General features: G+C 44.2%; 22 protein-coding genes and 1 tRNA gene. 12 read left to right on the top strand and 11 right to left on the bottom strand.

Features of this window, described 5'->3' with window-relative positions; genetic code table 11:
* Positions 1-40: 40 nt before the first annotated feature.
* From MJ612_RS14550 to MJ612_RS14540, 3 genes are all read right to left on the bottom strand, one after another.
* Positions 41-1,441, bottom strand: coding sequence for a M20/M25/M40 family metallo-hydrolase (locus tag MJ612_RS14550; protein WP_187030962.1), 1,401 nt, complete (start codon positions 1,439-1,441; stop codon positions 41-43).
* A 148-nt stretch (positions 1,442-1,589) separates the two neighbouring features.
* Positions 1,590-2,036 carry a hypothetical protein gene (locus tag MJ612_RS14545; protein ID WP_187030964.1) on the bottom strand — a complete coding sequence of 149 codons (447 nt, stop codon included), beginning with the start codon at positions 2,034-2,036 and terminating at the stop codon, positions 1,590-1,592.
* Between the two features lie 278 nt (positions 2,037-2,314).
* On the bottom strand, positions 2,315-3,310 hold the full coding sequence (locus MJ612_RS14540) for a DUF1028 domain-containing protein (RefSeq protein WP_187030966.1): 996 nt from the start codon (positions 3,308-3,310) through the stop codon (positions 2,315-2,317).
* Between the two features lie 189 nt (positions 3,311-3,499).
* On the opposite strand from MJ612_RS14540, the gene MJ612_RS14535 reads away from it, so the two are divergent.
* The 7 genes from MJ612_RS14535 (at position 3,500) to MJ612_RS14505 (ending at position 14,024) form a co-directional block, all read left to right on the top strand.
* Complete coding sequence (locus MJ612_RS14535) at positions 3,500-4,294, top strand: NYN domain-containing protein (RefSeq protein ID WP_187030967.1); 795 nt, start codon at positions 3,500-3,502, stop codon at positions 4,292-4,294.
* 58 nt (positions 4,295-4,352) lie between these two features.
* On the top strand, positions 4,353-5,207 hold the full coding sequence (locus MJ612_RS14530; RefSeq protein ID WP_250419195.1) for a dienelactone hydrolase family protein: 855 nt from the start codon (positions 4,353-4,355) through the stop codon (positions 5,205-5,207).
* A 449-nt stretch (positions 5,208-5,656) separates the two neighbouring features.
* Complete coding sequence (locus MJ612_RS14525) at positions 5,657-8,386, top strand: S8/S53 family peptidase (RefSeq protein ID WP_187030969.1); 2,730 nt, start codon at positions 5,657-5,659, stop codon at positions 8,384-8,386.
* A 156-nt stretch (positions 8,387-8,542) separates the two neighbouring features.
* Positions 8,543-10,060, top strand: a complete 1,518-nt coding sequence (locus MJ612_RS14520; protein ID WP_187030971.1) for a DUF6056 family protein — start codon at positions 8,543-8,545, stop codon at positions 10,058-10,060.
* A 445-nt stretch (positions 10,061-10,505) separates the two neighbouring features.
* Entirely contained in the window at positions 10,506-12,437 is a 1,932-nt protein-coding gene (dnaK, locus tag MJ612_RS14515) for a molecular chaperone DnaK (RefSeq protein ID WP_187030973.1), read from the top strand.
* A 107-nt stretch (positions 12,438-12,544) separates the two neighbouring features.
* Positions 12,545-13,231 (top strand): outer membrane beta-barrel protein, encoded by a 687-nt coding sequence (locus MJ612_RS14510; protein ID WP_187030975.1) that lies wholly within the window; start codon positions 12,545-12,547, stop codon positions 13,229-13,231.
* Positions 13,232-13,286: 55 nt separating this feature from the next.
* The gene (locus MJ612_RS14505; RefSeq protein ID WP_187030977.1) at positions 13,287-14,024 is read left to right on the top strand and encodes a hypothetical protein; all 738 of its coding nucleotides are present in this window, start codon (positions 13,287-13,289) and stop codon (positions 14,022-14,024) included.
* 76 nt (positions 14,025-14,100) lie between these two features.
* Here the strand turns inward: MJ612_RS14505 and MJ612_RS14500 are convergent, their stop codons facing one another.
* Positions 14,101-15,306: a hypothetical protein gene (locus MJ612_RS14500; RefSeq protein WP_187030979.1), complete on the bottom strand. Its 1,206-nt coding sequence runs from the start codon at positions 15,304-15,306 to the stop codon at positions 14,101-14,103.
* Positions 15,307-15,354: 48 nt separating this feature from the next.
* Positions 15,355-16,533: a toxin-antitoxin system YwqK family antitoxin gene (locus MJ612_RS14495; RefSeq protein ID WP_187030981.1), complete on the bottom strand. Its 1,179-nt coding sequence runs from the start codon at positions 16,531-16,533 to the stop codon at positions 15,355-15,357.
* Positions 16,534-16,739: 206 nt separating this feature from the next.
* Between MJ612_RS14495 and MJ612_RS14490 the strand changes: the two genes are divergently transcribed.
* Both MJ612_RS14490 and MJ612_RS14485 read left to right on the top strand, forming a co-directional pair.
* Positions 16,740-17,234: a methylated-DNA--[protein]-cysteine S-methyltransferase gene (locus tag MJ612_RS14490; RefSeq protein ID WP_187030983.1), complete on the top strand. Its 495-nt coding sequence runs from the start codon at positions 16,740-16,742 to the stop codon at positions 17,232-17,234.
* A 95-nt stretch (positions 17,235-17,329) separates the two neighbouring features.
* Positions 17,330-17,788, top strand: coding sequence for an RDD family protein (locus MJ612_RS14485; protein WP_187030985.1), 459 nt, complete (start codon positions 17,330-17,332; stop codon positions 17,786-17,788).
* Between the two features lie 56 nt (positions 17,789-17,844).
* Here the strand turns inward: MJ612_RS14485 and MJ612_RS14480 are convergent, their stop codons facing one another.
* The 6 genes from MJ612_RS14480 to MJ612_RS14455 all read right to left on the bottom strand — a co-directional run bounded on the left by MJ612_RS14480 (position 17,845) and on the right by MJ612_RS14455 (position 23,782).
* Entirely contained in the window at positions 17,845-18,408 is a 564-nt protein-coding gene (locus MJ612_RS14480) for a SixA phosphatase family protein (protein ID WP_187030986.1), read from the bottom strand.
* Positions 18,409-18,434: 26 nt separating this feature from the next.
* Entirely contained in the window at positions 18,435-21,308 is a 2,874-nt protein-coding gene (locus MJ612_RS14475) for a tetratricopeptide repeat protein (protein ID WP_187030988.1), read from the bottom strand.
* A 51-nt stretch (positions 21,309-21,359) separates the two neighbouring features.
* Positions 21,360-21,941 carry a hypothetical protein gene (locus MJ612_RS14470; protein ID WP_187030990.1) on the bottom strand — a complete coding sequence of 194 codons (582 nt, stop codon included), beginning with the start codon at positions 21,939-21,941 and terminating at the stop codon, positions 21,360-21,362.
* A 113-nt stretch (positions 21,942-22,054) separates the two neighbouring features.
* Positions 22,055-22,750, bottom strand: a complete 696-nt coding sequence (locus MJ612_RS14465) for a phosphatase PAP2 family protein (RefSeq protein WP_187030992.1) — start codon at positions 22,748-22,750, stop codon at positions 22,055-22,057.
* Between the two features lie 118 nt (positions 22,751-22,868).
* Positions 22,869-22,950, bottom strand: a tRNA-Leu gene (locus MJ612_RS14460).
* 112 nt (positions 22,951-23,062) lie between these two features.
* On the bottom strand, positions 23,063-23,782 hold the full coding sequence (locus MJ612_RS14455) for a phosphatase PAP2 family protein (protein ID WP_187030993.1): 720 nt from the start codon (positions 23,780-23,782) through the stop codon (positions 23,063-23,065).
* 91 nt (positions 23,783-23,873) lie between these two features.
* Here MJ612_RS14455 and thpR point away from each other — a divergent pair, with 91 nt between their 5' ends.
* Genes thpR through MJ612_RS14440 form a run of 3 tightly spaced genes read left to right on the top strand, consistent with a single transcriptional unit; the run spans position 23,874 to position 25,623 of the window.
* On the top strand, positions 23,874-24,431 hold the full coding sequence (gene thpR, locus MJ612_RS14450) for an RNA 2',3'-cyclic phosphodiesterase (RefSeq protein WP_187030995.1): 558 nt from the start codon (positions 23,874-23,876) through the stop codon (positions 24,429-24,431).
* A gap of 40 nt (positions 24,432-24,471) precedes the next feature.
* Entirely contained in the window at positions 24,472-24,963 is a 492-nt protein-coding gene (locus MJ612_RS14445) for a CinA family protein (protein ID WP_187030997.1), read from the top strand.
* A 21-nt stretch (positions 24,964-24,984) separates the two neighbouring features.
* The gene (locus tag MJ612_RS14440) at positions 24,985-25,623 is read left to right on the top strand and encodes a class I SAM-dependent methyltransferase (protein ID WP_187030999.1); all 639 of its coding nucleotides are present in this window, start codon (positions 24,985-24,987) and stop codon (positions 25,621-25,623) included.
* Positions 25,624-25,937: the final 314 nt, after the last annotated feature.

Below are 25,937 nucleotides of genomic sequence, written 5' to 3'. Positions count from 1 at the left end.
ATAGTTCGGAGATCATCTTTATATCTCCCAATCCCTAAATCTACAAACCGTACTGCGAGATCAGGTAAACCAATGATGCCATGGAAGCAGCACCTAACTGCATTTCGCGGCGGTTTACGGTTTCAAACGTATCGATATCGGTGTGGTGATAATCGAAGTAACGCTGTGAATCAGGCTTAAAACCGATCAGGGCAACAGTGCCTTGTCCTTTTAATGGGCCGATGTCGGCGCCACCACCACCACGGGTTAACTCATATAAACCGTAAGGCTCCAGTAGTGGTCTCCAGGTTTGTGTTTTGGCATACTGAGCATCATTCCCATCAATTCCGAAACCACGCGGTGTAAAGCCACCAGCATCCGACTCAATCGCAGCTATGTGTTTCTCACCTTTAGCTTTGGCTTCTTCGGCATACTTACGACCACCGCGTAAACCGTTCTCTTCGTTCATGAAAAGTACAGCTCTGATCGTACGCTTCGGTTTAATACCTAAATCTTTGAACAAACGCAGTACTTCCATCGACTGCACTACACCGGTTCCGTCGTCGTGCGCGCCTTCTCCCAGGTCCCACGAATCCAGGTGGCCGCCTACAACTATAATCTCATCCGGTTTCTCGGTTCCTTTTATCTCCCCGATCACGTTGTAAGACAGCACTTCCGGCAGGTTCTCGCAGGTCATGCGCATATAAAACTTCAGGTTTGGATCGTTCTTCAGCTGCTTGCTCAGCATTTCGGCGCCTTTGGTACTGATCGCTGCTGCAGGTATTTTTTCCACATCATCCTGGTAGCGCGTGTTACCGGTGTGCGGCACATCCTGTAATTCGTTGGCCATAGAGCGAACTATAACCGCCACAGCCCCAAGCTTAGCTGCTGCTACCGGGCCACCACCACGCTGGTCAACGGCATCGCGGTATGAGTTCATGGTATGCACGTGGGTGTTATCGAAGGCGCGGTTAAAGAACACGATCTTGCCTTTTACCTTACGCTTGCCCAGTTTCTCGAGCTCCTCGAAGTTATGCACCTCTACTACCTCAGCAGTAAGGCCACTTTCGCCGGTACCAACTGAAGAGCCAAGCGCTGCAATATTTACGTTAGATGAACCCACATTTGAGCTCAGAATTCGGCCAATCTCTTTATCGCCACGCACCCAGTAAGGCACCATCACTTCCTGCACATACACACGATCTAGGCCCATTTTGTTCATTACCTGCTTGCCCCATTCTACGGCAGCAGCTGCCTGCGGCGATCCGCTCAGTCTTGCGCCGATGTTCTTGGTAAGGTAACGCAGGTCTTCGTAGCTTTTTGTGCTGGTAAGGGCGTTGTCGTAAAACTTCTTGATAGTAGCAGAATCGGAAGGTGCAGTTGGGCCGTTTGCCAGCGCCGGCACTGCTACCACCGTTGCTGCTGCCAACAGCCAGTGGCGGAGTCTATTTTTAAATAACATTAGTCAGGTGGGTTGTTTTAGTTTAGGTTGTTTCGTTTGTGCCTATAAGTTAAAAAAATGTTTTCGGAGTTATAACATATAGCTGCGACTATACTTGCACTTTCCTGCTGATTTTATACTTTGTCGGGGTTAGGTATAGTTTTGGGAATTAAATTTCAACTTCTAGAAGCACATCATCTTTAGTCATCTCTGTTGTTAATACAACTGTTTTATTAAGTGTTAATGCTACATCCTGCATGTATTCAAGTATAGCTTTGTGGTCATTTTCTGATTTAACTTGCTGCGGATCAATGTCGCTTTCCATTTCGGATTTGTAATACAGACAACAGTTTATAATAACATTTCCCAGAATAATTGACGCCCTGTTTACATCTTCGAAACTATCAGGATTAACAAAATATTCTATTAAATCATCTACATTAATCCTCTCCCCAGTTGTGTGAGTACGCCCATTGTAGAAGGAAACTTTGTACTTTTCATTTACCAGCTTACTCCATATTTTCCAGTCTTCTTCATTCGTATTAAACACATAGATATCTCTCAAAGAACCATCTTCATAGTATAGTTTTTCCTTAATTGATTTCCAGCTGTTCATTAATTAAAGATTAGTTTCACAAATAACTTTTGCTGTTTCGGACATCCATGTCCGAAACCCATCTGCTGCGGACTTCTTAGTCCGTTCTACTACCTATTGTAACGGGGATAAAATGTACCCGGCAAGTTTACTTCCGGACATTAATGTCCGGAAGAGCATAGTGTTAGATCTAAATACCAACTGGCCAGAGGCCCAGGCTATAGTTGGGCACGAGCGAAGACGCTCGCACTATAAAAATTATAACAACTAATAACCAACAACCAGTACCTAAACGCCACTTACTTCACCTCCAGTATCTTTTTCAGGTCCTGAGGCTTAAGCGTTAGCAAACCAACTTCGGGTAAACGGGCGGTAAGTTCTTTCCAGTTAGCGTCTTTTTTATATACTTCTTTTAAAAGTTTGCTTGCACCGTTTACATCGCCGTTGTTAGCCAGGGTAATGGCGTGCCAGTATTTCATCTCCAGGTTTTCAGGAAACATGTCCTCGGCTTTGCCATATTCTTCCATGGCTTTCTGCATCTGCCCTTTTTCTACGGCAAGGTCTCCGTTGTTCATGTGCTCGTAGGCACGGTATACTTTCAGCAAGCGCTCCAGTTCTTCCAGCGGTTTTTCGTGGTCGTCTACACGCAGGTCTATCGTTTTATCGTCCCATGGTTTGTCTGTTTTCTTGCCTTTTACCACTACCAGCACCGCCGATTGCTTACCACGTATGTCACCGCCTTCGCGTTCTGCGGCCTGCATAGCCAATAATACACGCTCAGCCAGTGGTTTACCATTGCTGGTTTCAAAAGCTTTTGCCATGGCTGGCCATACTTTGTCGGTCAGCATCATGTTGGCCTGCACCGAAAAGTTCTTGCCCGTAATATGCCCGGCATAGCGAATGCAATTCTTACCAGTATGGGTTGCTACGCGTCCCTGCGCATCCAATATAGAAACCTGGCGCACTTCACGACCTTCATCATCAGCCAGAAGTATAGCCAACGCTTGTTCAGGAGTTTTGCCTTGCTTCAGCAGTTCCAGTCCGCGCATACCAAATGATTTGTTTGTAAACGATTGGGTAGCCACCACACCTACGCCAGCTTCTACCCACGGCACAGCCGTACCTACCGAGAACCAATGGCTTTGCACACCCACCGCCATTTCACCGGTTTCAGGGTCGCGGGCAACTATAGAATAGGTATGGGCAAGTGGTTCTTCAGCTTTAAATACCTGCGCACGTGCAGCAGGCATAGCCAGGCAGCAAACCGATGCCACCGTATAAAGCGTCTTTTTCATGAAGTTAAGGTTCATAAGAGAAAGTATAAATTGTTCTAGATATACTGTAAGCTGTTTAAAGTTGTTAGACTGTTGCAGCCATCGTTAAGAAATCTACAGCCACAACTCTGCTTTAGCGTATAAGTATAACATAAAAATCAAATAGCTCCAATACAGGCCGGCAAGACTGCCGCCGACTAATAACCACACATGAGAAACCCTTATCCTGAAAAAAAGAAACACCGCTTAGCTATACTTATAGACGGCGATAACGCCCAGCCCAGCCTTATAGTTAAACTTCTGGCTGAAGCCGGAAAGTATGGACAGATAACGATACGTCGTATTTACGGCGACTGGACCACCCCGCAAATGAACGGCTGGAAAGAATGCCTGAATCACCATGCCATACAGCCTATACAGCAGTTCAGGTACACCATAGGCAAAAATGCCACCGACAGCGCCCTGATTATAGATGCTATGGATTTGCTGCACAGCGGCCTGGTGGACGGTTTCTGTATTGTATCTTCAGACAGCGATTATACCCGATTGGCAACACGCATACGGGAGGCAGGTATTTTTGTAATGGGCATCGGACAGCGCAAAACGCCAAAGCCATTCGTAAACGCCTGTAACATCTTTATATTTACCGAAAACCTGGTTGATCATATCGATGAGAAGCAACTGGATGATGCCGAGCCGGTAGCTGAAAATGGACACACCCACCCAAGGCCTAACCCGGTACCGTTGCTGAAAGAAGCTTTTAGCATGGCAGCCGACGAAGATGGCTGGGCGCACCTGGGAGCCATTGGTGTAAACCTGCGCCAGCTAGACCCCAGCTTCGACCCACGCACTTTCGGTTACGGGCAACTTTTGCAACTGATTAAAGCACATAAAGATCTCTTTACCATCCGGAAAGAAGACGACAAGGGACCATCGGCAGTATATGTAAAACGGGCGAACAGAAGGCGTAACAAGAAACAACCTTTAGAACAGAGCAGAGATTAGGCACTATCAAATGTAACTGCCCCACCAGAGTATAAACTATAAACCTATACTTATACCTATGAAGAAAAAAATCATCTCCTTTGCCGTAGTACTGCTAAGCGGATCAATGGTTTTTGCGCAGGAAAAAATGAATTGCTGCACTAAACCTACTGCCGATGTCACCACACAATTTGCCATGCTTACCGGAAATAAAAACTTTCAGATGAAGCATGAAAATCCACTCCCGTTTACGCTAGAGAACCAGAAAGGCAAAATGGTAACGTTTAAAACTCTGGATGGTAAAACCGGCAAAGCTTACGAGATAAAAGCCGCTAAGAAAACAGACAATTACCTGCTGGTGATACACGAATGGTGGGGACTTAACGACTACATAAAACAGGAAGCTGAGCGGCTGGCAACAGAACTTGGTAACGTAAATGTGCTGGCCCTGGACCTGTATGATGGCAAAATAGCCACCGAACGCGAGAAAGCTGTGGAGTACGTACAATCGGTAACGGCAAAACGCGGTATAGCTATAATAAACGGCGCTATAGCCTATGCCGGTAAAGACCCCGACATTGCAACTATTGGCTGGTGCTTTGGCGGCGCGTGGTCGTTGCAGGCAGCTATAGAAGCCGGTAGCAAAGGAGAAGCTGCTGTTATTTACTACGGCATGCCCGAGCGTGATGTGGAGCGACTGAAAAACTTAAAGGCTCCTGTGCTGGGTGTTTTTGCAAAGCAGGACAACTCCATTACCCCCGAGATTGTGCAGGAATTTGAGCAGAAAATGAAGCAGGCTGACAAGGAAGTAACTATAAAAATGTATGATGCCGTACATGCTTTCGCCAACCCTAGTAACCCAAAGTATGACAAACAAGCCGCCGAAGATGCGCATAATCTGGCTGTAGAGTTTCTGAAGAAACACTTGGATTAATGATCTGATCTATAGTTAACATATATTCTTCCTAAAGACAGCTACAAGTAGCTGTCTTTTTTATTTGTCCAAGCTCTGCCTGCTTATAGAATTATTGCTGCATACTAGGGCTCTACATTGTATCAAAAAATTCCATAAAATATATGACACGATAAAATTATAAATACATAAAATTGTATTTTTATGACTGCCAGAGAAAGCCTTCATTCTTAAACCTGCTCTTACACTTCAATTTACCCCTTTATATCATCCTATTGCAAACTCGCGCATAAACAACCTTATCTCAACTCATTACACGATTTTCAAAAATTTTTTCCGCTTCACTAACGATGTTTAAACAAGTAAAGTACAATACTTCTAAATAATCGAACAAGTACTAACAAAATCACTTTAACCCTATATTTTATAACTATTCTAATTATATGTAACACTTTTAACTCACCTTACCTATGACTAAATTTTTAAGCTTTATCATGTTATTCTTGCTACTAACGGGTAACTTAAGTGCACAGGATAAGCTGGACAGCGAACTTAAAAGTTTGCTTCAAACCACCACCGGCTCATTGGGCGTAGTAGTGACTTTCCACGGCAATACAGCCCCCACCCCTTCTCATCTGGCGCTGCTAAACTCGCTGGGCATTACCAAAGGCATCACTTTTAAATCTCTTCCGATAGCTGGCGTACTGGCAACAGCCGCCCAAATAACTGCTCTGGAAAAAGATCCACAGGTGCGTTCTGTTTATTTAAACAAGAAACTTACCTACTATAACTACAATGGCACACATTTAACTGGCGTCCGCAGGCTCCGCACCGACAAGGAAATGACGTCCCGTAATAAAGGGCTTCCGGTTTCTGGTAAAGGTATAGGTGTAATGATTAACGATAGCGGTGTTGATGGCACACACGACGACATAAAACTGGGCACACACTTGGTACAAAACGTACTTGGCTCTACAAACCTGAATGCACAAGACGCCATGCTACCTGTAACCTGGCTGGAGAACGTACCAAACACTGATACAAATTCAGGCCACGGTACGCATTGTGCTGGCTCTGTTGGCGGTAATGGTGCTAAATCTGGTGGTTTATACGAAGGCGCTGCACCCGGTGCACACCTGATCGGCTATGGTTCTGGTGCTGCTCTATTTGTATTAGACGGAATCGGCGGATTTGACTATGCCCTGACACATCAGGCGCAGTATGGTATCCGTGTTATTTCTAACTCCTGGGGATCAAGTGGCGATTTCGACCCGAATAACCCGATAAATGTGGCATCTAAAATTGCTTATGATCGTGGCATTGTATCACTGTTTGCTGCCGGTAATGATGGTCCAAGCTCTGATACCCACAACCCGTATGCTGTTGCGCCTTGGGTAATATCTGTTGGTGCCGGCGATAAGTATGGCAAACTGGCCGAGTTCTCATCGAGAGGAGTAAAAGGTGAAGGCGGAACGTTTATGATAGACGGCGAGACCTGGACCTATGAGAACAGACCTACTGTAGTAGCACCCGGCGTTGATATAGTTTCTACCCGCGTGATCGGACCGGTAGCATCTCTGGAAGCGCAGCATGATATTGAGACCTTAGATCCTGCTCACGTGCCTTATTATACTCACATGAGCGGAACATCTATGGCTACACCACACACGGCAGGTGTAGTAGCGCTTATGCTGGAGGCTAATCCTTCGTTAACACCGGCACAGGTAAAAGACATTCTTCAGAAAACTGCTACCAACATGCCAGGCCTTGAGACATGGGAAGTGGGTGCAGGTTATGTAAATGCGTATGCTGCCGTTGATCATATTTTCCGTAACACTACTTTTGGCGCTTACTCTAACCTGACCAGAAGATTTAACAGCAGCGTTACATCACAATCAGAGACGACTCCATTTACAATAGACTATAACCCGCTGCTGGCCGCTAATAACCAGATTACTTTTACAGTAACGGAAGGAACCAACAGCATCGAAGCAAAAATAAGCTCGGGCGGTTTGTTAGGCCAGACAGGGAACCCAGTTAACCTTATACTATTAGGCCCGGATGGCAGCGAACACAGAGCAGGTATACCTGTAACGTTTACCCTGACTTACGACAGAGGCGTAGCCGTTGCCGCTCCTGCACCAGGCCAGTGGATTCTGAAAGTAGAAGGTTTACAAGGTATAGCTTTACCAGAAACTATAAATGGTACCCTGAACATGCAGCGCGTAACCGGCACTACAGGTATGGCAGATATAGTTGGACATCCGGCTGAAGCATCTATTAAAATGGCTGTTGCAGCGCGCCTGGTAGATGGCTTGAGCGGTGCCTTTAAACCGGATGAATATCTGAAGCGAATCCAGCTGGCAGATTACCTGATGATGGGCCAGGCAATTCGCCAGTATATGCCAACGAACGGTGCCGTTACTTTCTCAGACCTGAAAGGAAGTGAACTGTTGTTAGGTGAATCAGTAGCTGCAAAAGGCGCTGCCTTACGCGACAGGTTGCATGCCTATAATGGTGTTATGTTACCAACTAGCACTGGCAAATTCTCCCCGACCGGCAACGTAAACAGAGCTAGTCTAGCGTACTCCCTGGTACAGGCACTGGGCTTACAGGAATACGCCCTGGAGCGCAACGGAAAAGCTGTTACAGTAAATGTAGACGGTAAGGATATTCCGATTGAAGATGCCAAGTACATACCTGTCGGACTGGAAGGTTATGTAAGTATAGCATTAGAGTTAGGTTTGATAAATGCTTACTACAGTGTTACCCAAGGGCCACTTGACCTGTTCCCAACGATGCATGCTACATTTAAGCCATTACAGAACGTAACCCGTGCTGAGTTTGCTGTAATTATTACCAGAACATATACGAGCTGGGATGCTGCCACACAACCGGTTGCCACATCGGGTACAGAAGCCATGCAAACTGCCGGTGTGCAGTGGCAAGAAAGCTACTCCTATCCTAACCCAAGTACAGGTATAAGCACCATCATCTATTCCGTTACAGCAGAAGGTACGGTATCTGTAGAAGTATTTGATGTGATGGGCAGAAAGATAAAGACATTGGTAACAGAAAGACAATCTGCCGGTCGTCACTCATTGAAGTTTGATGGCAGTAAGTTACCAGGCGGTACTTATTTGTATCGTGTAACGGCCAACGGTAAAACATCTACCAACAGAATGATGATTACGAAATAACAAGTACTAATACTGGTTTTATGGTTTAGGAAAAGCTCCCCTGCAAATGGGGAGCTTTTTTTGTTATATGGCTTATAGTTAAGTCTCAGTTAAGCATTCCTTATTTTATCTGCTGCTAAATCTTATTACTTTTATCCTGCTACAACTGACTTTGCCATGCCCTTGCTACCACAGGAGAACCGTTTCCATACTTATACTTACTGGATACTAATAGCTGCAGGCATTTATACCTTGTTGCCCTACCTTATACTTTCTTTTTATAGCCACCCGCAGGCCGACGACTTTAGTTTTGCAGTACGCGACCAAGAGTTTAGTTACCTGACTGTTTTACAAGACTACTATACTAATTGGACAGGCCGTTATTTCAGCACTATAACGCTGTTTCGCATCAATCCTATGATTAGTGGCTCGCTTGTGCTTTATAAAATATATCCATTGGTTTTACTGCTTTCATTTTGTGCTGCGCTATACTATGCAATTGATACTATTACGAATAAAGCTTTCAACAAAAAACAACTGCTGGCACTAGCGTCCATACTTTTTACCTTATACTTACTGCAGCTTCCAAGCCCCTCCGAAGGCTTTTACTTTTTCTCTACTTACGCTACGTACCAGTTACCCAATATACTAATGTTGGTACTGCTGGCGGTACTTTATAAATTCCTTCAAGCCAAGAGCAGGTTAAGCAAAGTGGGCTATACTGGACTGGTAAGTATACTTTGTGCAGCCATGATCGGTTCAAATGAGATGGCCTTAGTTGTTACATTTACTACAGTGCTCTTAATAACTATAGCAAACCTGAAAAACGCAGAAGCCCGTTCGTACCTCTTGTTCCTGCTTTTGGTTTGTGTTATTTGCTGCCTTGTGGCGGTGTTAGCGCCTGGCAATTTTAACCGCATGAGCAGCCACCCCAATGCAGGTAAGCTGTTATGGTCGGTGGTGTATGCCGCTTTTATGACGGTACTTTCTTTTTACCGCTGGTTGCTTCCAATACTTGCAGCTTCAGTAGTTTACATTTTATACTTTGGGTTACCACTGGCAGAAAAACTAAAGTATAGCCGTGCATTCAGAATAGATATAAGACTAGCCATAGTATACTTTCTCACTACCATCTTCCTGATGAATTTTGTTTTTGCCTGGTCTACCGGCGAACGTGCTACGCCACGTTTAGAGAATGTGATCTATTTCTTTTTCCTGTTTGGATGGTTTTACCTGTTGCAGCTAACCATACAGAAGTACAAACAAGCTTTAACTTTAGAGCAGAAGCCCCCGTTGGCAATACCAGCATTTGTATTGCTCATTTTTATACTTAGCATTTTATCAGTTGAGAACAACATCAGCACAGCTTATATTGATCTGATCTCGGGTAAGGCTGCTGCTTACAATAAGGCCCTGATCCAACGGTACACGCAACTCAAAAAATCTGATTGCAAGGTCTGCACCGTTGATCCACTTCCGGCCATTCCTAAAACTATTTATTTCGCTGATATCATTTCGCAGGCTGAACAAAATAAGGCAGCAAGTGATATGATGTGGGTAAACAAAGGGCTTGCTGCCTATTGGGGTAAAAGTATAATCTACCTTTCCAAACCAAATCCACCTATCCAGGATAATTTAACTAGCCTGCGTAACGCTGGCAAAAGCACCCTGCGCGAAAAATCTGTTATCAAATAATTTTTTTTCTGGACTTGCAACCCTTTTGCACCTACAGGTACTCTTGTTTATAGAAGGCCTGCTCTAAACTTCTTAAGGTGTAAGTTAAACAGCAATCAAGCCTTTGCATAAATGTGTTTTAGGTGTTAAAGTGAACATGGCTCCCGTTACTTGTTGTAGCGGGGGCTTTTGTTTTTTATACCTGTCCGATCCTGTTCTCTTTAATCCTAAACTATACTTCTGCCGTTTGCTAAAAGTACGTGCTTTAAACAAAGCGTAGGTAACAGGTAAATATGTCGCAGGTAGCTTTGCTGCTTAAGAATTAGGCAGACAAAACAGAGGATATACTTTTGCTTCGTGACAGAATGACATAAAAATTTAGCCTGAAAGCGGTTGGCATATTGGTTGATATAGTGCTAACAACTGAAAAGAAATTTTGAATAGGAAACTATAATAAAACTATAGAATGGGAAAAATAATTGGTATTGACTTGGGTACAACCAACTCGTGCGTTGCTGTAATGGAAGGTAACGAGCCGGTGGTTATACCTAACAGCGAAGGCCGCAGAACAACGCCGTCTATCGTTGCATTTCTGGATGGCGGTAACGGTGAGCGTAAAGTAGGTGATCCTGCAAAACGCCAGGCAATTACAAACCCACAGAACACGATCGCTTCGATCAAACGTTTTATGGGTCACAGCTACAACGAGGTTAGCGAAGAAGCAAAACAGGTATCTTACAAAGTAGTACAGGGTAGCAACAACACAGTGCGTGTTGAGATCGGCGACCGCCAGTACACGCCACAGGAAATTTCGGCAATGGTGCTTCAGAAAATGAAGGCTACTGCAGAAGATTACCTTGGCACAACTGTAACAGAAGCGGTTATTACCGTACCAGCTTACTTTAACGATGCACAGCGCCAGGCTACCAAAGAAGCCGGACAGATTGCTGGTCTTGAAGTGAAGCGTATCATTAACGAGCCGACAGCAGCAGCGCTTGCTTATGGTCTGGATAAAAAACACAAAGATCAGAAGATTGCGGTATTCGACTTAGGTGGTGGTACGTTCGATATTTCTATACTTGAGCTGGGTGATGGCGTGTTTGAAGTACTTTCTACGAATGGTGATACACACTTGGGTGGTGACGACTTCGACCAGAAGATCATTAACTGGCTGGCAGATGAGTTTAAGAACGACGAAGGCATTGACCTGCGTCAGGACCCAATGGCCCTGCAGCGTCTGAAAGAAGCTGCTGAAAAAGCTAAGATCGAGTTGTCTTCTTCAAACGAGACGGAGATTAACCTGCCATACATTATGCCGGTGAACGGTATTCCGAAGCACTTAGTGCGCAAACTAACTCGCGCTAAGTTCGAGCAGCTTTCAGACGATCTGATTCGTCGTTCGATGGATCCATGCCGCAAAGCACTTCAGGATGCTGGATTATCTACTTCTGATATCGACGAAGTAATATTAGTAGGTGGTTCTACCCGTATCCCGAGAGTACAGGAAGAAGTTGAGAAGTTCTTCGGTAAGAAGCCTTCTAAAGGTGTTAACCCGGATGAGGTTGTGGCGATTGGTGCTGCAATTCAGGGTGGTGTATTGACAGGTGAAGTAAAAGATGTACTGCTACTTGACGTAACGCCGCTTTCACTGGGTATCGAGACAATGGGTGGTGTGATGACTAAACTAATTGAGTCTAACACAACCATTCCTACGAAGAAATCTGAGACTTTCTCTACTGCATCTGATAACCAGCCATCTGTAGAGATCCACGTACTGCAGGGTGAACGCCCAATGGCCCGCGATAACCGCACCATTGGTAGATTCCACCTGGATGGTATTCCACCAGCACCTCGTGGTGTTCCGCAGATCGAAGTAATTTTCGACATCGATGCCAACGGTATACTTCACGTAACGGCTAAAGATAAAGCTACTGGTAAAGAGCAGAAGATCCGTATCGAGGCTTCTTCTGGTCTGAGCGAGCAGGAAATCGAAAGAATGCGCCAGGAAGCTGAAGCCAACGCTGAAGCTGATAAGAAAGCGAAGGAAGAAATTGAAAAGCTGAACGCAGCCGACTCTATGATCTTCCAGACCGAAAAGCAACTGAAAGAATATGGCGATAAGTTATCTGCTGGTAACAAGTCTGCGATTGAAGATGCTTTAGGTAAGCTAAGAACAGCGCACGGAGCGAAAGACATTGCTGGAATTGATGCTGCATTGGAAGGTCTGAACAATGCCTGGAGTGCTGCATCGCAGGAGATGTACGCAGCCGGTGCCGGACAAGAAGGCGCTGCAGGTGCACAAGCCGGCGGTAATGGCCAGCAAGGTGGTCCGCAAGGCGCAGCAGCTGACGGCGGCGTAACCGACGTAGATTACGAAGAAGTAGACGGTAACAAGTAAGAACCGAATACGCAACTATAAATCAAAAAGCCCCGCTGGTTTCAGCGGGGCTTTTTGATTTATGCATAATTTATAGTATATAGCATTTATATAATATAAATTAATCTATGAAACGACTTATACTTTTAGCCTGCACTGCATTTATTATAGTTCAAGCATCCGCTCAGGATCAGTCAAAATCTTTTTATGCAACTGTTGGCATCGGAGCTTCAGTAAAAAAAGGAGATGGCAACACTACCAAAACATTTGAAGTTAGCCCAGCTATCAATTATTTACTTAATGAAAGATGGTCTATAGGTTTGTTTGTAGAACATAGCAGGGCTGTCAGTAAATCAGAGTCTGTACAAGTAGGTACAGGTACTGGGTCTTATAGCCGAGAAATAAAATCTAGCCAGCAGTCATGGTATCTCGGACCTCAAGTACGCTACTTTTATCCTGTCCATAATAAACTTTTTATTTTCGCTGAAGCGCAAGCCGGTTACATACATGCAACTTCTGATGCAAGCAATGGATATCTATGGGTTGGAGTAGGTGGAAACCGTCAACGCAATACTGGTGTAAGCTCAGGACAAAGCGATATAGAAAGTTACACTACAGCTCTGCAGGCATATGTATCTCCAGGTTTGATGTATTTCATAAAGCCACGTTTTGGCTTAGAACTGAAAATGAATGCACTGCAATACAACCATGGATTAAAAGACAGCAGACTGCCAGGTGGGGAAACTGAAGACCGTGAGTTTGAAGCAGATCTATGCCTAGAGGGTTCAACTATAGGAGCAAGTTTCTATTTTTAATTCAGAATCAAGCTCCAGCTAAATCTAATAAACCATAGCTCACTAAAACATACTTATGAGAAAAACTATACTTCTAATTTGCTTTTGTATAACATCGGGTGGCGCCTTCGCTCAATTGCAATCCGGCTCTGTTTACACAGGAGCTACCATGGGTGGCAACTATAAAAAAGAAGCAGATATTAAAAGCTCCGGCTTCAATATCAATCCTTCTGTTGGTTATTTTGTGAGCAGTAACTGGATGATCGGTATTCAAAGTCAATTTGAAATTTCTAAAACCCAGACCGGAGAAATAAAGACTGCTCCAACTAACAGCTATACTTACCCTTCTCAAACACAGGTAAACGAAAAGACTACTACATGGGGCTTGGGCGCTATGGTGCGTTTTTATCAACCGGTAAGTAATAAGTTTGCTTTTTTTATAGAAGGAAATGCTGGCATTAACACCACCAGGTATAAAGTCGATGTAAAACAGCAGGCCGCAGGTTTCCCAACGAATAATGGCGGCATCCCACCCTTCCTCGGTTCAACTTATTACAGAGATCAGAATGGAAAAATCATCTTAAACGCTGATGGTAGTTATTATACCGGTAACGACCCTCTACACCCAGAGACGAAACAAAATAGCACGTACGGTAATGTAGCTCCAGGTATCGTATTTTTCCCGGTACCAAAAGTTGGAATAGAACTTAAGCTAAACGCTGTAACCTACACTAAGCAGGAAGATACCGAAGCTGATATAAGTGCTGATTTTAACTTAACAAGAACAACCATAGGTGCAGGTATTTACTTTTAAAGTATACTAAAGCAATCATAAAACAAAAGCCCCGCTGGTTTCAGCGGGGCTTTTATCTTAACTACTATATGTAACTCTACATTCCATATGCATTAGTCTTAGGGGGCCGTACTGGTCTGCCAAAGATATCTCCCTCTTGTTGCACTGGGACCCGATGTGGCCACGGTTCGACTTTAGACTTTTTAGCGCGCGCCCTATCCCATATTGTTCGATAATCGAAGGAATATGTAAATCTTTGAGCTACCGGTTTGTAGGCCTTTGTAGCCGGTAACCAGGGACCTAAATCTTTTAAAGCTTCTATTAAAAGAGTTTCTATCCCGGTTTTACTGTGTATCTCAAACTGACTTAGTTTCCCTTCAGCATCCACATCAAAAGAGACTTTCACCTTTCCTGATTTTATATCTCCTCGTAAGTTTTTGTCGGTATGCTTATATAAATCTTTCTTTAACTGCGTATTGCCCTTAGGATACATTGGCAGAAGGTTATTATCAGGATTATCTTCACAAATAGCAGCTTGTAAAGCTATTGCATTTAATACATTCTGCTCCTGCCCCAGATACAAGTAGTTCACTGTATCATACCTTCTACCCTGATCGTAACCTTTCACAAACTTTCCATTCTTATAGATCTGTTCTACCCTAAGAGACTTATCATTAGAATACATTATCCATTTACCCTGCATCAACCCATCTACTACCTTACCTTTCCAATACACCAAATTCTCATTAAAAGTATCTCTGCTGTTATAGTTATAAATCTTTGCCTTACCATTTCCATTTTCAATCAGCACTGTGCCATCTAGGTCCCATACTTTTTGTAACAGAACCTTATCACCTTTCACTTCAAACGTATACATCGGATTACCATTTGGATAAAAGTACTCCCAAGTTCCTACCATTTGCCCGTCTTTATAAGTACCTCTTTGCCAAAGCGTACCGCTCATATAACGGGTTACAAAAGGACCATCTAATTGACCATCATTGTAAGCAGACTCTGTTATTACAACGCCATCTGATCTATAGTCTTTAAAAGGGCCATAAAATATCATTTTGTCTTTATCAAAAACAGACTCACGATAAAAAGAAGCACACGCTGGTGACGTCAGGTTATAATCAGTCCGGAAATAGAACTTATACTTGTCCCCGCCCAAGGGTTTTATACAATCAGCCAGCGCAGGAGGTATTGTATCGGTAGCAGAAGTTACCTTGGCACTTGCCATAGGCCCAATTAGCAGCCAGCATAGTGTTAATATTCCGATAAGTTTGAGTAGAGGTGTGTTCATAGTGGTTTGGTAAAGTGAGTTCAACTACTGTTTTAAAAGCAAATTTTGTTAGTCTTTTGCCTTATAGGTTGGCGGGTTCAATGTTATTTTAGTTTCAGGATCATTCATAATATTATGTGGATTCTGATTCATTTGCATTTGAGTTTTGAACCCACCCTCACTGGGACTACTCCCACTCAATTCAAGTGCAAGGGTTACCTTTTGTGCAATAACTTTATTTGAAAGTTTCGCCGGATGCCAAGGACCTAATTTAATTATAGCTTTTTTAACTAAATTTTCTACTCCAACTTTTGTTTCATAGCTAAATTCAGACAATTGCCCGTCCTCTCCTACTTCAAAAGAAATAATTACTTTCCCTCCTACAAGTGGTTTTCCCACGTTATTTAAAATGTCTTTTCTAAGTGTTTCTTCTCCACGAGGATACAAAGGAGGTGTATTGCCTGCTGAATTAGGACCACAATCAGATATCCTGAATGCTTCTGCAAAAACAAAAGATTGTTCCTGACCTAACGAAAAGAAATTAGCGATATTAAAAAACTCTCCAGAATCATATCCTTTTACAAACTTACCGTTTCTATAGATTTCTTCTACACTAGTAGCTTGGCCTTTAATATACTGCTTCCAGCTCCCTTGTAGCAACCCATTCTTAACCTCACCTCTCCAATATGAACCAGCATCATTGTTTTCAGAATTGTTCTTATACTGATAAATAGTAGCTTTTCCGTTTCCGTTTACAACCGTAAGTTTTCCATCCTGATTCCATACTTGGTCTAAACAAACCTTATCACCATTAATCCTGATGGTATACATTGGTTTACCATCAGGAAAAAAGTATTCCCAGGATCCAACCATTATACCATCCTTATAGTTACCTCTTTGCCATGTATTGCCATTTAAGTACTTAATTAAATGCATACTATCTAAATAGCCATTCTTGTAGGCTCCTTCTACTAATAATAAACCATCTACTCTGTAGTCTTTAAATGGACCACTAAATACCACTTCAGAAACATCAAAGGAGGATTCTCTATAAATAGAAGCGCATTCAGGATCAGTTAGCTTATAATCTGTTTGGAAAAAGAATTTGTATTTGTTCCCTTCCGTGGCCTGTATACAATCCGATGGTTTTATAGTTTGGGTTGAACTTTCCTGTGCAACAGCCGGCTGGCTTATAAGCAGGTAGCAGATTACAGAAAAAATAATCGATGTGGTAAAGGTTCTTTTCATAACAAGTAGTTTAGGTATAGCCTGTGTTACATCCCTACTGTAATAATAATTTGCTATTAGGAACTATCTAAATATTAGATAAAAACTATACAACAAAAATAAAGCCACTCCCAAATTTTCTTTAAAACGACATATGAAATTGACATTAAATTATACTTTCAGCAGATAAACCTTGTACTCCTGCTTCTTATTTCTTACATTTAGCTATGCTCGCTGACTTTTATACCTGCTCATTCCTAACACCTATTGGCTATCTGAACTTGGCTGCTACCGATAAACATCTGATATCATGCCTGTTTTCGGATATAGCCTACCCTACCACCCCGGAGCAACCTGCAGTTTTACAGCAAGCTATCATCCAGCTCGACGAATATTTTGCCGGTACACGCCAGCAATTTGACTTACCCTTACAACCCGAAGGCACTGATTTCCAGAAGAAAGTGTGGGATTATTTAAGTTCTATACCTTTTGGCAAAACAACTTCTTATATGGCAGTGGCACGCGTTGTTTCCGGAGAGAAAGCAATACGGGCTATTGGTGCGGCTAATGGCAAAAACCCTATTTGCCTTATTGTTCCCTGCCACAGAGTGATCGGCAGCGACGGCAGCCTTACGGGTTATGCCGGTGGTTTATGGCGCAAAGAGTGGCTGTTAAAGCACGAAGGCATCCTGAAACCTACACAACAACTGGCGTTATTTTAACTATAACTCCCTATAACACAACCTGTTTTGTTTTTTTATAGTATATCAGGACCAAGTAAGAGCGGTTAAGAAATAAACTATGATAAAAATCTACAATGCAGGCTATTCATGTTAATACTGGTGAACGATTAGTAAGAGCTACTATCGGGATGCGTGCTATAGCTTTGCTGATTGATGTAGTGCTTATACTTATAATTGCAGCTATAGCCGATTATTATACCATTAGCAGCAATGAAACAACGTTTTTATGGAAACCCGAAACGTTTCTATACTTGCTGCTGGGCTGGCTATACTTTGCCGGTGCCGAATCAAGCTCGGTGCAGGCAACATTAGGTAAATACCTGCTGGACGTAAAGGTGGTAGGCAAGCCTAATTCACGCCTTACTTTTAAATGCGCCACTATCCGCTATTTTGCCAAGCCGCTTTCACTGGTAATTATGCTCATGCGGTTTGTACGTGGCTTGCCGGTTGCCAATCACCGGTACTTCCATAACCGGGTAACAGATGCTTATGTGGTTAAAACCACCCGGAACAACAGCTACCAATTGCACTGATATAAAAAGCCCGCTTATCAAAATAAGCGGGCTTTTGATTTGTTTACAAGTATAGCTTAGTTGGTAGCAGCACCATATGTAGCAGCTTCTACGGTAGCAGTATTATCAGCCTTAATAGTTATTTTAAAGATGTGATCATACTTGCTGTCTGCCACTTCGGCGAAAGGCTTTTTAGCTCCAAACGCTTCAACTATAGGAAGTATGGTATTAGAATGACCAACCACTACTACCGTTTTGCCGGCATTGTTCTGCAGGATCTGCTTCTTTAGCCCTTCAAAATCGTGTGCTTCGTAAGTGTTTATCGGCATTTTACGGGCATCAGCCAATGGTTTTACAGTTAAACTATTGCGCTTATACTTGGTGCTATACACTGCATCTACTGGTTTGCCATTAAGGTAAGCAACTAAAGCTTTCGCACGTGCTTCGCCTGCAGGAGTAAGTACCGGGTCCTGATTTGTTGAATCTGCAGTTACTTTTTCGGCATGTCGTACTACATAAACAGTAGTAACAGTGCCATTGCCGGCATTGGTGGCTGCATTAGACTCCGGCGACTGATTGCACGACCAGGCTAACCCGATCACTAGAGCAAGTATAAAACGAAAGTAAAAAGGAAGTTTCATAAAGGTTAGTTATAGTTTAAGTATAGTTATATCTCTGACTTTCCGGTTGTGGCAAGTACTTTTCGGGCCTGCTCATTCCTGCCCCTCCTTTGTAACAGATCAGCCAGTTGCAGGCGCGCTTCATACTGATATGGGTTTGCCTTAAGGGCAGCTTTATAAGATTTCTCGGCCCTTCTGCTTTTATCCAGCTCCTCCCACAAAATACCGACAGCTGTTAAACGTTCGGCCATGTCTGCAGGTGTTTCCGGAAGAGGTTGTTGTCTTAGCAAAGTGGTAGCCTTTTCTACTTCGCCTAATCTGGCAAGCAAGGTTACTAGTTTATAGTTGTCGGTAGTCCGGAGCTTTAACTTACCTGATAGCAATGGTGCTGCCGTAACCCTGGCCGAATCCTTAAGCCCCAATGCAAGTTGATAATTTGCCATTCGTACCATATAGGCAGCCCGTGGGGTACCACTGGCGGTAAGTATGCGCTGCGCCTCTTCCAGGGTAGTATAAGCTTTTCTGTAGTTACCCTGGGCAGCCAGTACATCAGCATATTGCTGGCGTAGCTCATAGTTCTGTGGTTTTAATGCAGCCAGCCTCGCAAGCTCTGCCTCACTTTCCGGTGCTTTTCCTGTAGTACCTTTCAGCCAGTGTGCATAGGCCAGGGCTTCATCACGCCGATCGCGAAGGTATGTTGATACCGTTGGCGCAGTTTTCACATAAGCTTCTGCTAAAACTATTGCTTCCGGAATTTGCCCGTAAGATGTATATAACTTTGCGAAAGCCATACTTGCTGTTGCCCGCGTCAGGAGGTCATCTTCCAGTTCCAAAGCTTTCTGGTAAAGCGCTACCTGGTTTTTAAGTGCTTCGGGAGCTTCTATCACATTATCACGACGCATTGCTTCCTGCACTTCTGCCCTAGCTATATATACAGGTGCATACTTTGGATTTATACTTTCTGCTTTGCTAAGCCACTTCTCCGCATCGCCATACTTTTTCTGTTGCTGTTTTACACCGGCGTAGGCCAGCAGCGCAGGCTGGTAATTTGCATCCCAGGTCAGTGCGGTATCCAGTAAAACACTTGCCTTGTCATAAAGCCGGTTTGCCAGTGCCCGCTCCGACAAGTTCAGGTATACCTGCGCCCAGTTACTGGCCATTGCCTGCTTATCTCCTGCCAGGTATGCCCGCTGTCGTTTTACCAGCTCATCCAGGAAAGTATAAAGCTCCGGATCTTTGGCTTTGAGGTCGGCAGTGGTGTTGATGGATTTATGGTTGAGCGGATGCACTTTTACAGGCTCGAAGTATGCCGGGTAGGTTTGGGCCAGGTACTCGTGCTCGTTATTGGCAGAATAATAGTCCAGGGTGCGGTTCTCCTTCATAGCGTTCTGATACAGGCGGCGCACAGCCCGGTTCTCGGCATCGGTAAACACGCTGCCATGAAACAAATGCACATACTCATGCAGTACCACATTCCGCTCCAGAAACGAACCCCGGATAACGTACTCGATAGCAGCTGCGCCACTACCTACCCCGCGTATGTCCATCCATTGGCGGTTATCAAATGTGGTAGCCTGCCGGAAGAAGGGTGAATTCATGGCTGTGGCCAGGTCGTGGTGCAGCGGCGGAATAACGAACTTCTCATTCTGCCTGCTCAGGAACGGGAAGTAAACTATACTTTCATAGAGTTGCGACCATACCATTTTCTGCACTTCATCGCCGGGGTAATAGGTAACATCCGGAAAAACGCGGGCAAAGTTTACAGGGTCTTTAATTATAGTTTGCCGGATTACCTGTTGCAACGAATCGTAGTTGTGCAGGTAAGGCAGTTGCTTTTGCTTGATAACTGCAGCCAGGGCATTATGTGCCGGGCCGTAATGTTTTTTGTGTTTTAAGATATTCTGGAAGATTGCTTGTGCCGAGTCCAGGCGCTGCTGCCGGTCCATATCGAAGGCCATGTAATACACCGAACCGCGCAGCATTGCCGGCAACACCGATTGCGTAAACTCCTGCTGTACTTTAGATGCCTGTGCCAGTGCTTCCTGTAATTTGTTTTCAGCTATCAGCTTTTCTGCCTGCTGTAGTGCCTGCCGCACTTTGTCGTCTTCGGGTTGGGCATAATCGGCGTAGGTAAGGTTGGTGTGACCGTTGCCCCAGTGCCAGTGCGTTACATAATGCAGCGGGTTCAGTTCCAATGCCAGTTCCCATTGCGCGGCCATGTCGTTTAGTTGAGTGGCATCTACGCGTCGCCAGATGGCATAGCCATAGTTAAAGCGTGCATCCGGGTTAAAGGGATTTAGAGTAAGGCTGGTAATAAGCGGTTTTTCGGCAAGTTCCGGCTTCTGGTTCCAGAAATGCACATCCGATTCCAGCAGGTAAGCTTCCGCATTTTCAGGGTTATACTTCTGTACTTTCAGAGCGTGGGCCAGCGCTTCGTTATACTTCTTCTGGAGCATTAAAATATGCCCCACTTGTAAAATAGCCGATTCGTGTCTGGGTGCTTTTGCTAAGATCTGGTTTGCTGTAGCTTTTGCTTTTTCCAGTTCCCAGGCCTGTACCTGTAATTTGCTTTTCAGCAGCAGCGCTTCCGGAGATTCTGGTTGAAGTTTCAGGGCCTGTGTTACCAGCTTTTCGGCCTGCTCAAACTCATTTTGAAGTATAGCCAGTTTTGCTTTGGCAAGTATAACCGGCACGGTTGGCTTAGTTGATTTTATAGTTTGCTCCGCTTCCTGCCACAAGCCCAGCTCCAGCAATTTCTCTGCTTTCTCGGCGGGTACTATAGTTGCTACCTTCGCCTGTTGCCGCTCCCGCTGCAACTTCTCCCGGATAGCTTTTATATCGTCGGGGTGCTGGGCCTGTGCAGGGATTGCAAGGGCAAGGCTAACGGTGAGGAGAAGTATAGTATTTGAGATTGGAAGCATAGAATTTACTTATTGCGCAGGTGCTGATGACATTATAACACTAACTATAACTTATTCAGATACTGTTTTGTGATATGATTTCAATTCATTCTTCTTAATATCAAAGTATGACGCGAAATCGGTATTAGGCTCTCCATTCTCAAACTCTAATATAATTTTATCACCAACTATAGTTACAGTATCAGGAATAAAGTCATTGTTATACCTTTTATCAAGAAAGATGATTTTGTTGTCTATAACCTTATACTTACCATAAAAATAATCTTCTGTAAAAAGAGTGGAAGCATTTACTTCAAATTGACGGTTTTCTCTTAAAGTCAGGTGAATTGCGGAAAGGTCATCCATAAGTGTAGCTTGTAGCACCCTCTTACTTTTGACCAGCTCTGAATTATATAAAAAGGTTGACACAATTGATAATATAATAAGCCCACCGACAAGCGTTCCGGCTCTGTTCTTTTTAATTATTGTGAAGATGAATAACCCGAGTAACTGTACTATAAGAATCAGGAAAGGGAATAAATAGAAGATCCACAGGCGTTCTGAAAGATAATCTATATTGAAATAGGCTACATAGAATGCTATCCCGACCAGAATTAATAAAAGAATCTGAATTGTGTTGTAGTATCTAGCCATCACTTAATTACTTGATCGAGAGAAGAACATTAGTAAAAGGAGTACTTCTTACTTTAAAAATACACACTTCTCCACTCAGATAAAACTTTATATCGGATTTATTACATATAAGCTTACGCCTGCTTCCGCTCCACTTTCCGGATGTATACTTTTTCGAGTTTGCGCATGAAGTAGATGGTGATGAGCAACCAGATAATTCCGGCTGAATAACCTGCCAGCACGTCGGTGGCGTAATGCACGTTGAGGTAAATGCGACTGTAACCTATAAGCAGAAGCAGGAATGTAAGCAGTATAGTTAGCAGCCAGCGCCAAAAAGGGTTAGACACCGTGCGCCAGACAATATAAATGAGCAAGCCGTAAAACGAGCCACCGATCATGGCGTGGCCGCTCGGGAAACTGAGCCCGGATTGCTCCAGCATGGCAGTTTCGGGACGAGGTCGCTCGAACACACGCTTTAGCGCCTGATTTAGCAAAGAAGTGGTAAGCGAAATAACCAGCACCTTTAAGGCAAACCATTGCAGGTGCCGGAACCAGGCAAAAATTAAAACAATAAGAGGAGGCACCACCATCAGATAATCAACAGAGGCGAAAAAGGAGATATAGCGCATAACACGCGTAGTTTCGGGGGAAGTATGGCTGGCGGCAAAGCTGAATAAGGCTGCATCAAGGCCGGTGCCTTTATCAACAAAAACAGTGTGGGCCATGTACACAAACAGCAGAATACAGGCAAAGAACATACTCCACACAAGCACCACTTCTACCGACAGCAGCGCCAGCGCACTTACAAACCGCTTAAACCGTGCTCTCATGTTTTTTGCTTACGCAATTACAGCTACGAGCGGTACAACTCCGGTTCAGAAACTGAAAAACATAAAAAAAGCAAAAGCCGGTCCTTAATAAGAACCGGCTTTTGCTTTTGAATTAATGTGCGCACGGGGAGATTCGAACTCCCACACCCGAAGGCACAGGCTTCTGAGACCTGCACGTCTACCAGTTTCGCCACGTGCGCGCTGGTCACTAAATCAAATAAACATCCCCAAAACCCTTTAACCCTTCGTTCATTGGGATTGCAAAGGTACGACAGAATTTATTTAATGCAATATCTAAATATAAAAAATCATTTATTTTTTAACCATCGGATCATCCATCAGCACCGGGGTAATTTCTTTACGAGAATACCGCTCTATTCGTCTAAGAATCCAGATGCCAATTACCACCCACATAAAGCCGGCAGCAAAACCAGCCAGCACATCAGTGGCATAATGCACCCGCAGGTATACCCGGCTAAACCCAATAAATATCACGAAGACCGATAAAAAAGCGATTAAAGTATAACGCAATACAGGCGGTTTTACATTATGCCACACCAGGTAGATCAGGAGTCCGTAAAAGGATGCCGCCACCATGGTATGCCCGCTCGGGAAACTAAGCCCATGCGCTTCTACCATCGGCACAATCGGGCGAGGCCTGTCGAAAAAGTACTTGAGTACCACGTTCAGAGTTATACTTCCCAGGGCTACCACAGGCACTTTCAGCGAATACCAGCGGTGCTTCCGGATAAACACAAAATACGCTACCAACAGCAGGGCCGCCGGCGTAAGAAATTGCCGCGATGCAAAAAAGGTTATAAACTTTATAAAATTATTAAGACTGGGGTTGGCTATACTTGCTGCAAAATCAAATGCGGCGTCGTCCACTCCAAGTTCGTCTCCCTGCATAATCTGACTGCTTATGTAAAAGAACACTACTACGCATGCTATAAACAGCAGCCAGACAAAAACCAGCTCCAGTGTAAACAACGCTACACTCGCCATCATTTTTTTATAGAAACTCTTAATCATGCCTGTACTTTCATAGTTTTAACTGCTGTGGTAGTGTTGTCTGCGTATAGCTTTAAACGTAATAACACTAACCAACGCTACTGTTATACTTATGAATGATACGATCAGGTTATTTATTGCCGCCCCGCTGACGGACGAACTAGGGCCTTACCTAAAGGAAGAACTCAGGCCTTTTTTAGATGATACCTTACGGCCTATACCTTTGCAAAACCTGCACCTGACGCTGTTTTTTATAGGCAATGTGCCTGCGACCGAACTGGATACCATCCGCAAAAAAGTAAAAGAAGTAGCACAACAGTGTAAGCCATTTGACTTGCTCCTGGAAGCTGTGGAACAAGGGCCGAAACCAAAGACGCCGAGGCTGATCTGGGCAAGGTTTCAGGAACACCCGGAGTTTGCCAAACTAAGTATAAAACTAGCTCAGGCACTGGCCCCCGATGAACCTAACAAACTGAAACCAACACCACACATCACCATAGCCCGCTATCGTAAAAACATTACACGCCCCGAATTTAAAGCAGCTGTATTCCCTGAAAACGCTATTACCCTGCCTGTTACTACAATCGGTATCTGGAAATCGGACCTGGCAACGCCGCACCCGGTGTATAGTATACTGGAGAGTTACCTGCTGGGCCAAAACCTAACTTAACCCGGGCAAGTAAGTATAGCTCTGAAACTATAACCCAAAGATGACACAAACTGAACTGACAGAACTGGTAACTGCCCTGAGAGATAATAACCTGACCATTGCTTTTGCTGAGAGCACTACTGCCGGCATGCTGGCATCTGAGTTTGTAAAGGCCAAAGGCAGCAGCGATGTACTGAAAGGCAGCCTGGTAGTGTACCAGCCCGAAGTAAAAATCAAGCTGCTGAACGTGCGTCAGGAAACCCTGGACCTGTATACAGCCGAATCGCAGCAGGTAACCAACGAAATGGTAATGGGCCTGAAAAAGTTGTTGAATGCTGATATAAATGTAGCTGTGACCGGCCTGGCGGGTGGTGGTGGCTCCGAAACCGACGAAAAGCCTGTGGGTACCATATTTGTTTCTTTCCTGTATGATGGCAAAGCAGAAGAGTTCAGGGAGGTGTTTGACGGCAATACACAGGCTATCCGAAAAAAAACAGTAGATTACATTTTCGAAAAGCTTAAAGGTGTGCTCGAGCAACACTACGACCGCTAACCTATTTTATACTTCCACAATTTGCCCGCAAACACAGATAGCGGTTTTAACCGTGTAGCATCCTTTTACGACCCGCTGGCCCGACTGGTGTACGGTTCAGCATTACAGGATGCACAAAGCTGGCTTATTCCTTTTATACCCCATGGCGCTGCTATACTTGTTATTGGTGGCGGTAGCGGCTGGCTCCTGGAAAAGCTGCTTCAGCACACATCCCCACAACATATTTTATACCTCGAAGCATCCGAAAAAATGCTGCAAATGGCCAGGCAGCGAAATCAGCATCAAACTATAGTTGAGTTCAGGCAAGGCACAGACGCAGACCTACACCCAGGTGAGCAGTTTGATGTGGTTATCACCCCGTTTATACTTGACCTCTTTCCGGAAAAAAGACTTACCCAACTTATGCAACGGCTGTATGCTGTCTTAATCCCTGAAGGTGTTTGGTTATTCGCTGATTTCTGTCCGGTACAGCAAAAACCACCTTTCTGGCAAAAGCTGCTCGCTAAAAGCATGTACCTGTTCTTCGGAATTTTGAGTGATGTGAAAGCAAAACAGCTGCCTGATTACAAAACCCAATTCAGCGAACTGAACTTACAGGAGCAGGCCACCAAGTCGTTTAATAAAGGCTTCGTGCAGGCTAAGGTTTTCAGGAAGGTATAGTTGTCAGAACCACAGATTAATGGGATTTAATTGATGGACAGGATTTGTGAAGGCTCCGCAACGTGTTCAGCGCGGGGAGTGCTTGGTTTAGATTTATAGTTGCTGTGGTCCAACCACCCCTACCCCTCCTTGTATAAGGCGGGGAGTTTTTCTGCTACTGCTATAGTTTAAGATATTGTTTTATAGTTGCTGTTAGTCATCCCCCTGCCCCCTTCAAAGGGGGACTTTCTGTTGCTACCATAGTTGCAGTTATAGTGTTATAGTTACAGGCTGAAGATTGGACAGGTCGCGACCTGTCCCTACGAAACTACAAC

The organism is Pontibacter deserti (assembly GCF_023630255.1).
Taxonomy (GTDB): domain Bacteria; phylum Bacteroidota; class Bacteroidia; order Cytophagales; family Hymenobacteraceae; genus Pontibacter; species Pontibacter deserti.
Note: the sequence above shows the minus strand (reverse complement) of the source record. Positions and strands in the feature narration are given on the sequence as shown.

Bases quoted from the DNA above. Each gene is read 5' to 3' on its own strand.
- MJ612_RS14550 (WP_187030962.1), bottom strand. From the start codon at position 1,441: ATGTTATTTAAAAATAGACTCCGCCACTGGCTGTTGGCAGCAGCAACG.
- MJ612_RS14545 (WP_187030964.1), bottom strand. From the start codon at position 2,036: ATGAACAGCTGGAAATCAATTAAGGAAAAACTATACTATGAAGATGGT.
- MJ612_RS14540 (WP_187030966.1), bottom strand. From the start codon at position 3,310: ATGAAAAAGACGCTTTATACGGTGGCATCGGTTTGCTGCCTGGCTATG.
- MJ612_RS14535 (WP_187030967.1), top strand. From the start codon at position 3,500: ATGAGAAACCCTTATCCTGAAAAAAAGAAACACCGCTTAGCTATACTT.
- MJ612_RS14530 (WP_250419195.1), top strand. From the start codon at position 4,353: ATGAAGAAAAAAATCATCTCCTTTGCCGTAGTACTGCTAAGCGGATCA.
- MJ612_RS14525 (WP_187030969.1), top strand. From the start codon at position 5,657: ATGACTAAATTTTTAAGCTTTATCATGTTATTCTTGCTACTAACGGGT.
- MJ612_RS14520 (WP_187030971.1), top strand. From the start codon at position 8,543: ATGCCCTTGCTACCACAGGAGAACCGTTTCCATACTTATACTTACTGG.
- dnaK (WP_187030973.1), top strand. From the start codon at position 10,506: ATGGGAAAAATAATTGGTATTGACTTGGGTACAACCAACTCGTGCGTT.
- MJ612_RS14510 (WP_187030975.1), top strand. From the start codon at position 12,545: ATGAAACGACTTATACTTTTAGCCTGCACTGCATTTATTATAGTTCAA.
- MJ612_RS14505 (WP_187030977.1), top strand. From the start codon at position 13,287: ATGAGAAAAACTATACTTCTAATTTGCTTTTGTATAACATCGGGTGGC.
- MJ612_RS14500 (WP_187030979.1), bottom strand. From the start codon at position 15,306: ATGAACACACCTCTACTCAAACTTATCGGAATATTAACACTATGCTGG.
- MJ612_RS14495 (WP_187030981.1), bottom strand. From the start codon at position 16,533: ATGAAAAGAACCTTTACCACATCGATTATTTTTTCTGTAATCTGCTAC.
- MJ612_RS14490 (WP_187030983.1), top strand. From the start codon at position 16,740: ATGCTCGCTGACTTTTATACCTGCTCATTCCTAACACCTATTGGCTAT.
- MJ612_RS14485 (WP_187030985.1), top strand. From the start codon at position 17,330: ATGCAGGCTATTCATGTTAATACTGGTGAACGATTAGTAAGAGCTACT.
- MJ612_RS14480 (WP_187030986.1), bottom strand. From the start codon at position 18,408: ATGAAACTTCCTTTTTACTTTCGTTTTATACTTGCTCTAGTGATCGGG.
- MJ612_RS14475 (WP_187030988.1), bottom strand. From the start codon at position 21,308: ATGCTTCCAATCTCAAATACTATACTTCTCCTCACCGTTAGCCTTGCC.
- MJ612_RS14470 (WP_187030990.1), bottom strand. From the start codon at position 21,941: ATGGCTAGATACTACAACACAATTCAGATTCTTTTATTAATTCTGGTC.
- MJ612_RS14465 (WP_187030992.1), bottom strand. From the start codon at position 22,750: ATGAGAGCACGGTTTAAGCGGTTTGTAAGTGCGCTGGCGCTGCTGTCG.
- MJ612_RS14455 (WP_187030993.1), bottom strand. From the start codon at position 23,782: ATGATTAAGAGTTTCTATAAAAAAATGATGGCGAGTGTAGCGTTGTTT.
- thpR (WP_187030995.1), top strand. From the start codon at position 23,874: ATGAATGATACGATCAGGTTATTTATTGCCGCCCCGCTGACGGACGAA.
- MJ612_RS14445 (WP_187030997.1), top strand. From the start codon at position 24,472: ATGACACAAACTGAACTGACAGAACTGGTAACTGCCCTGAGAGATAAT.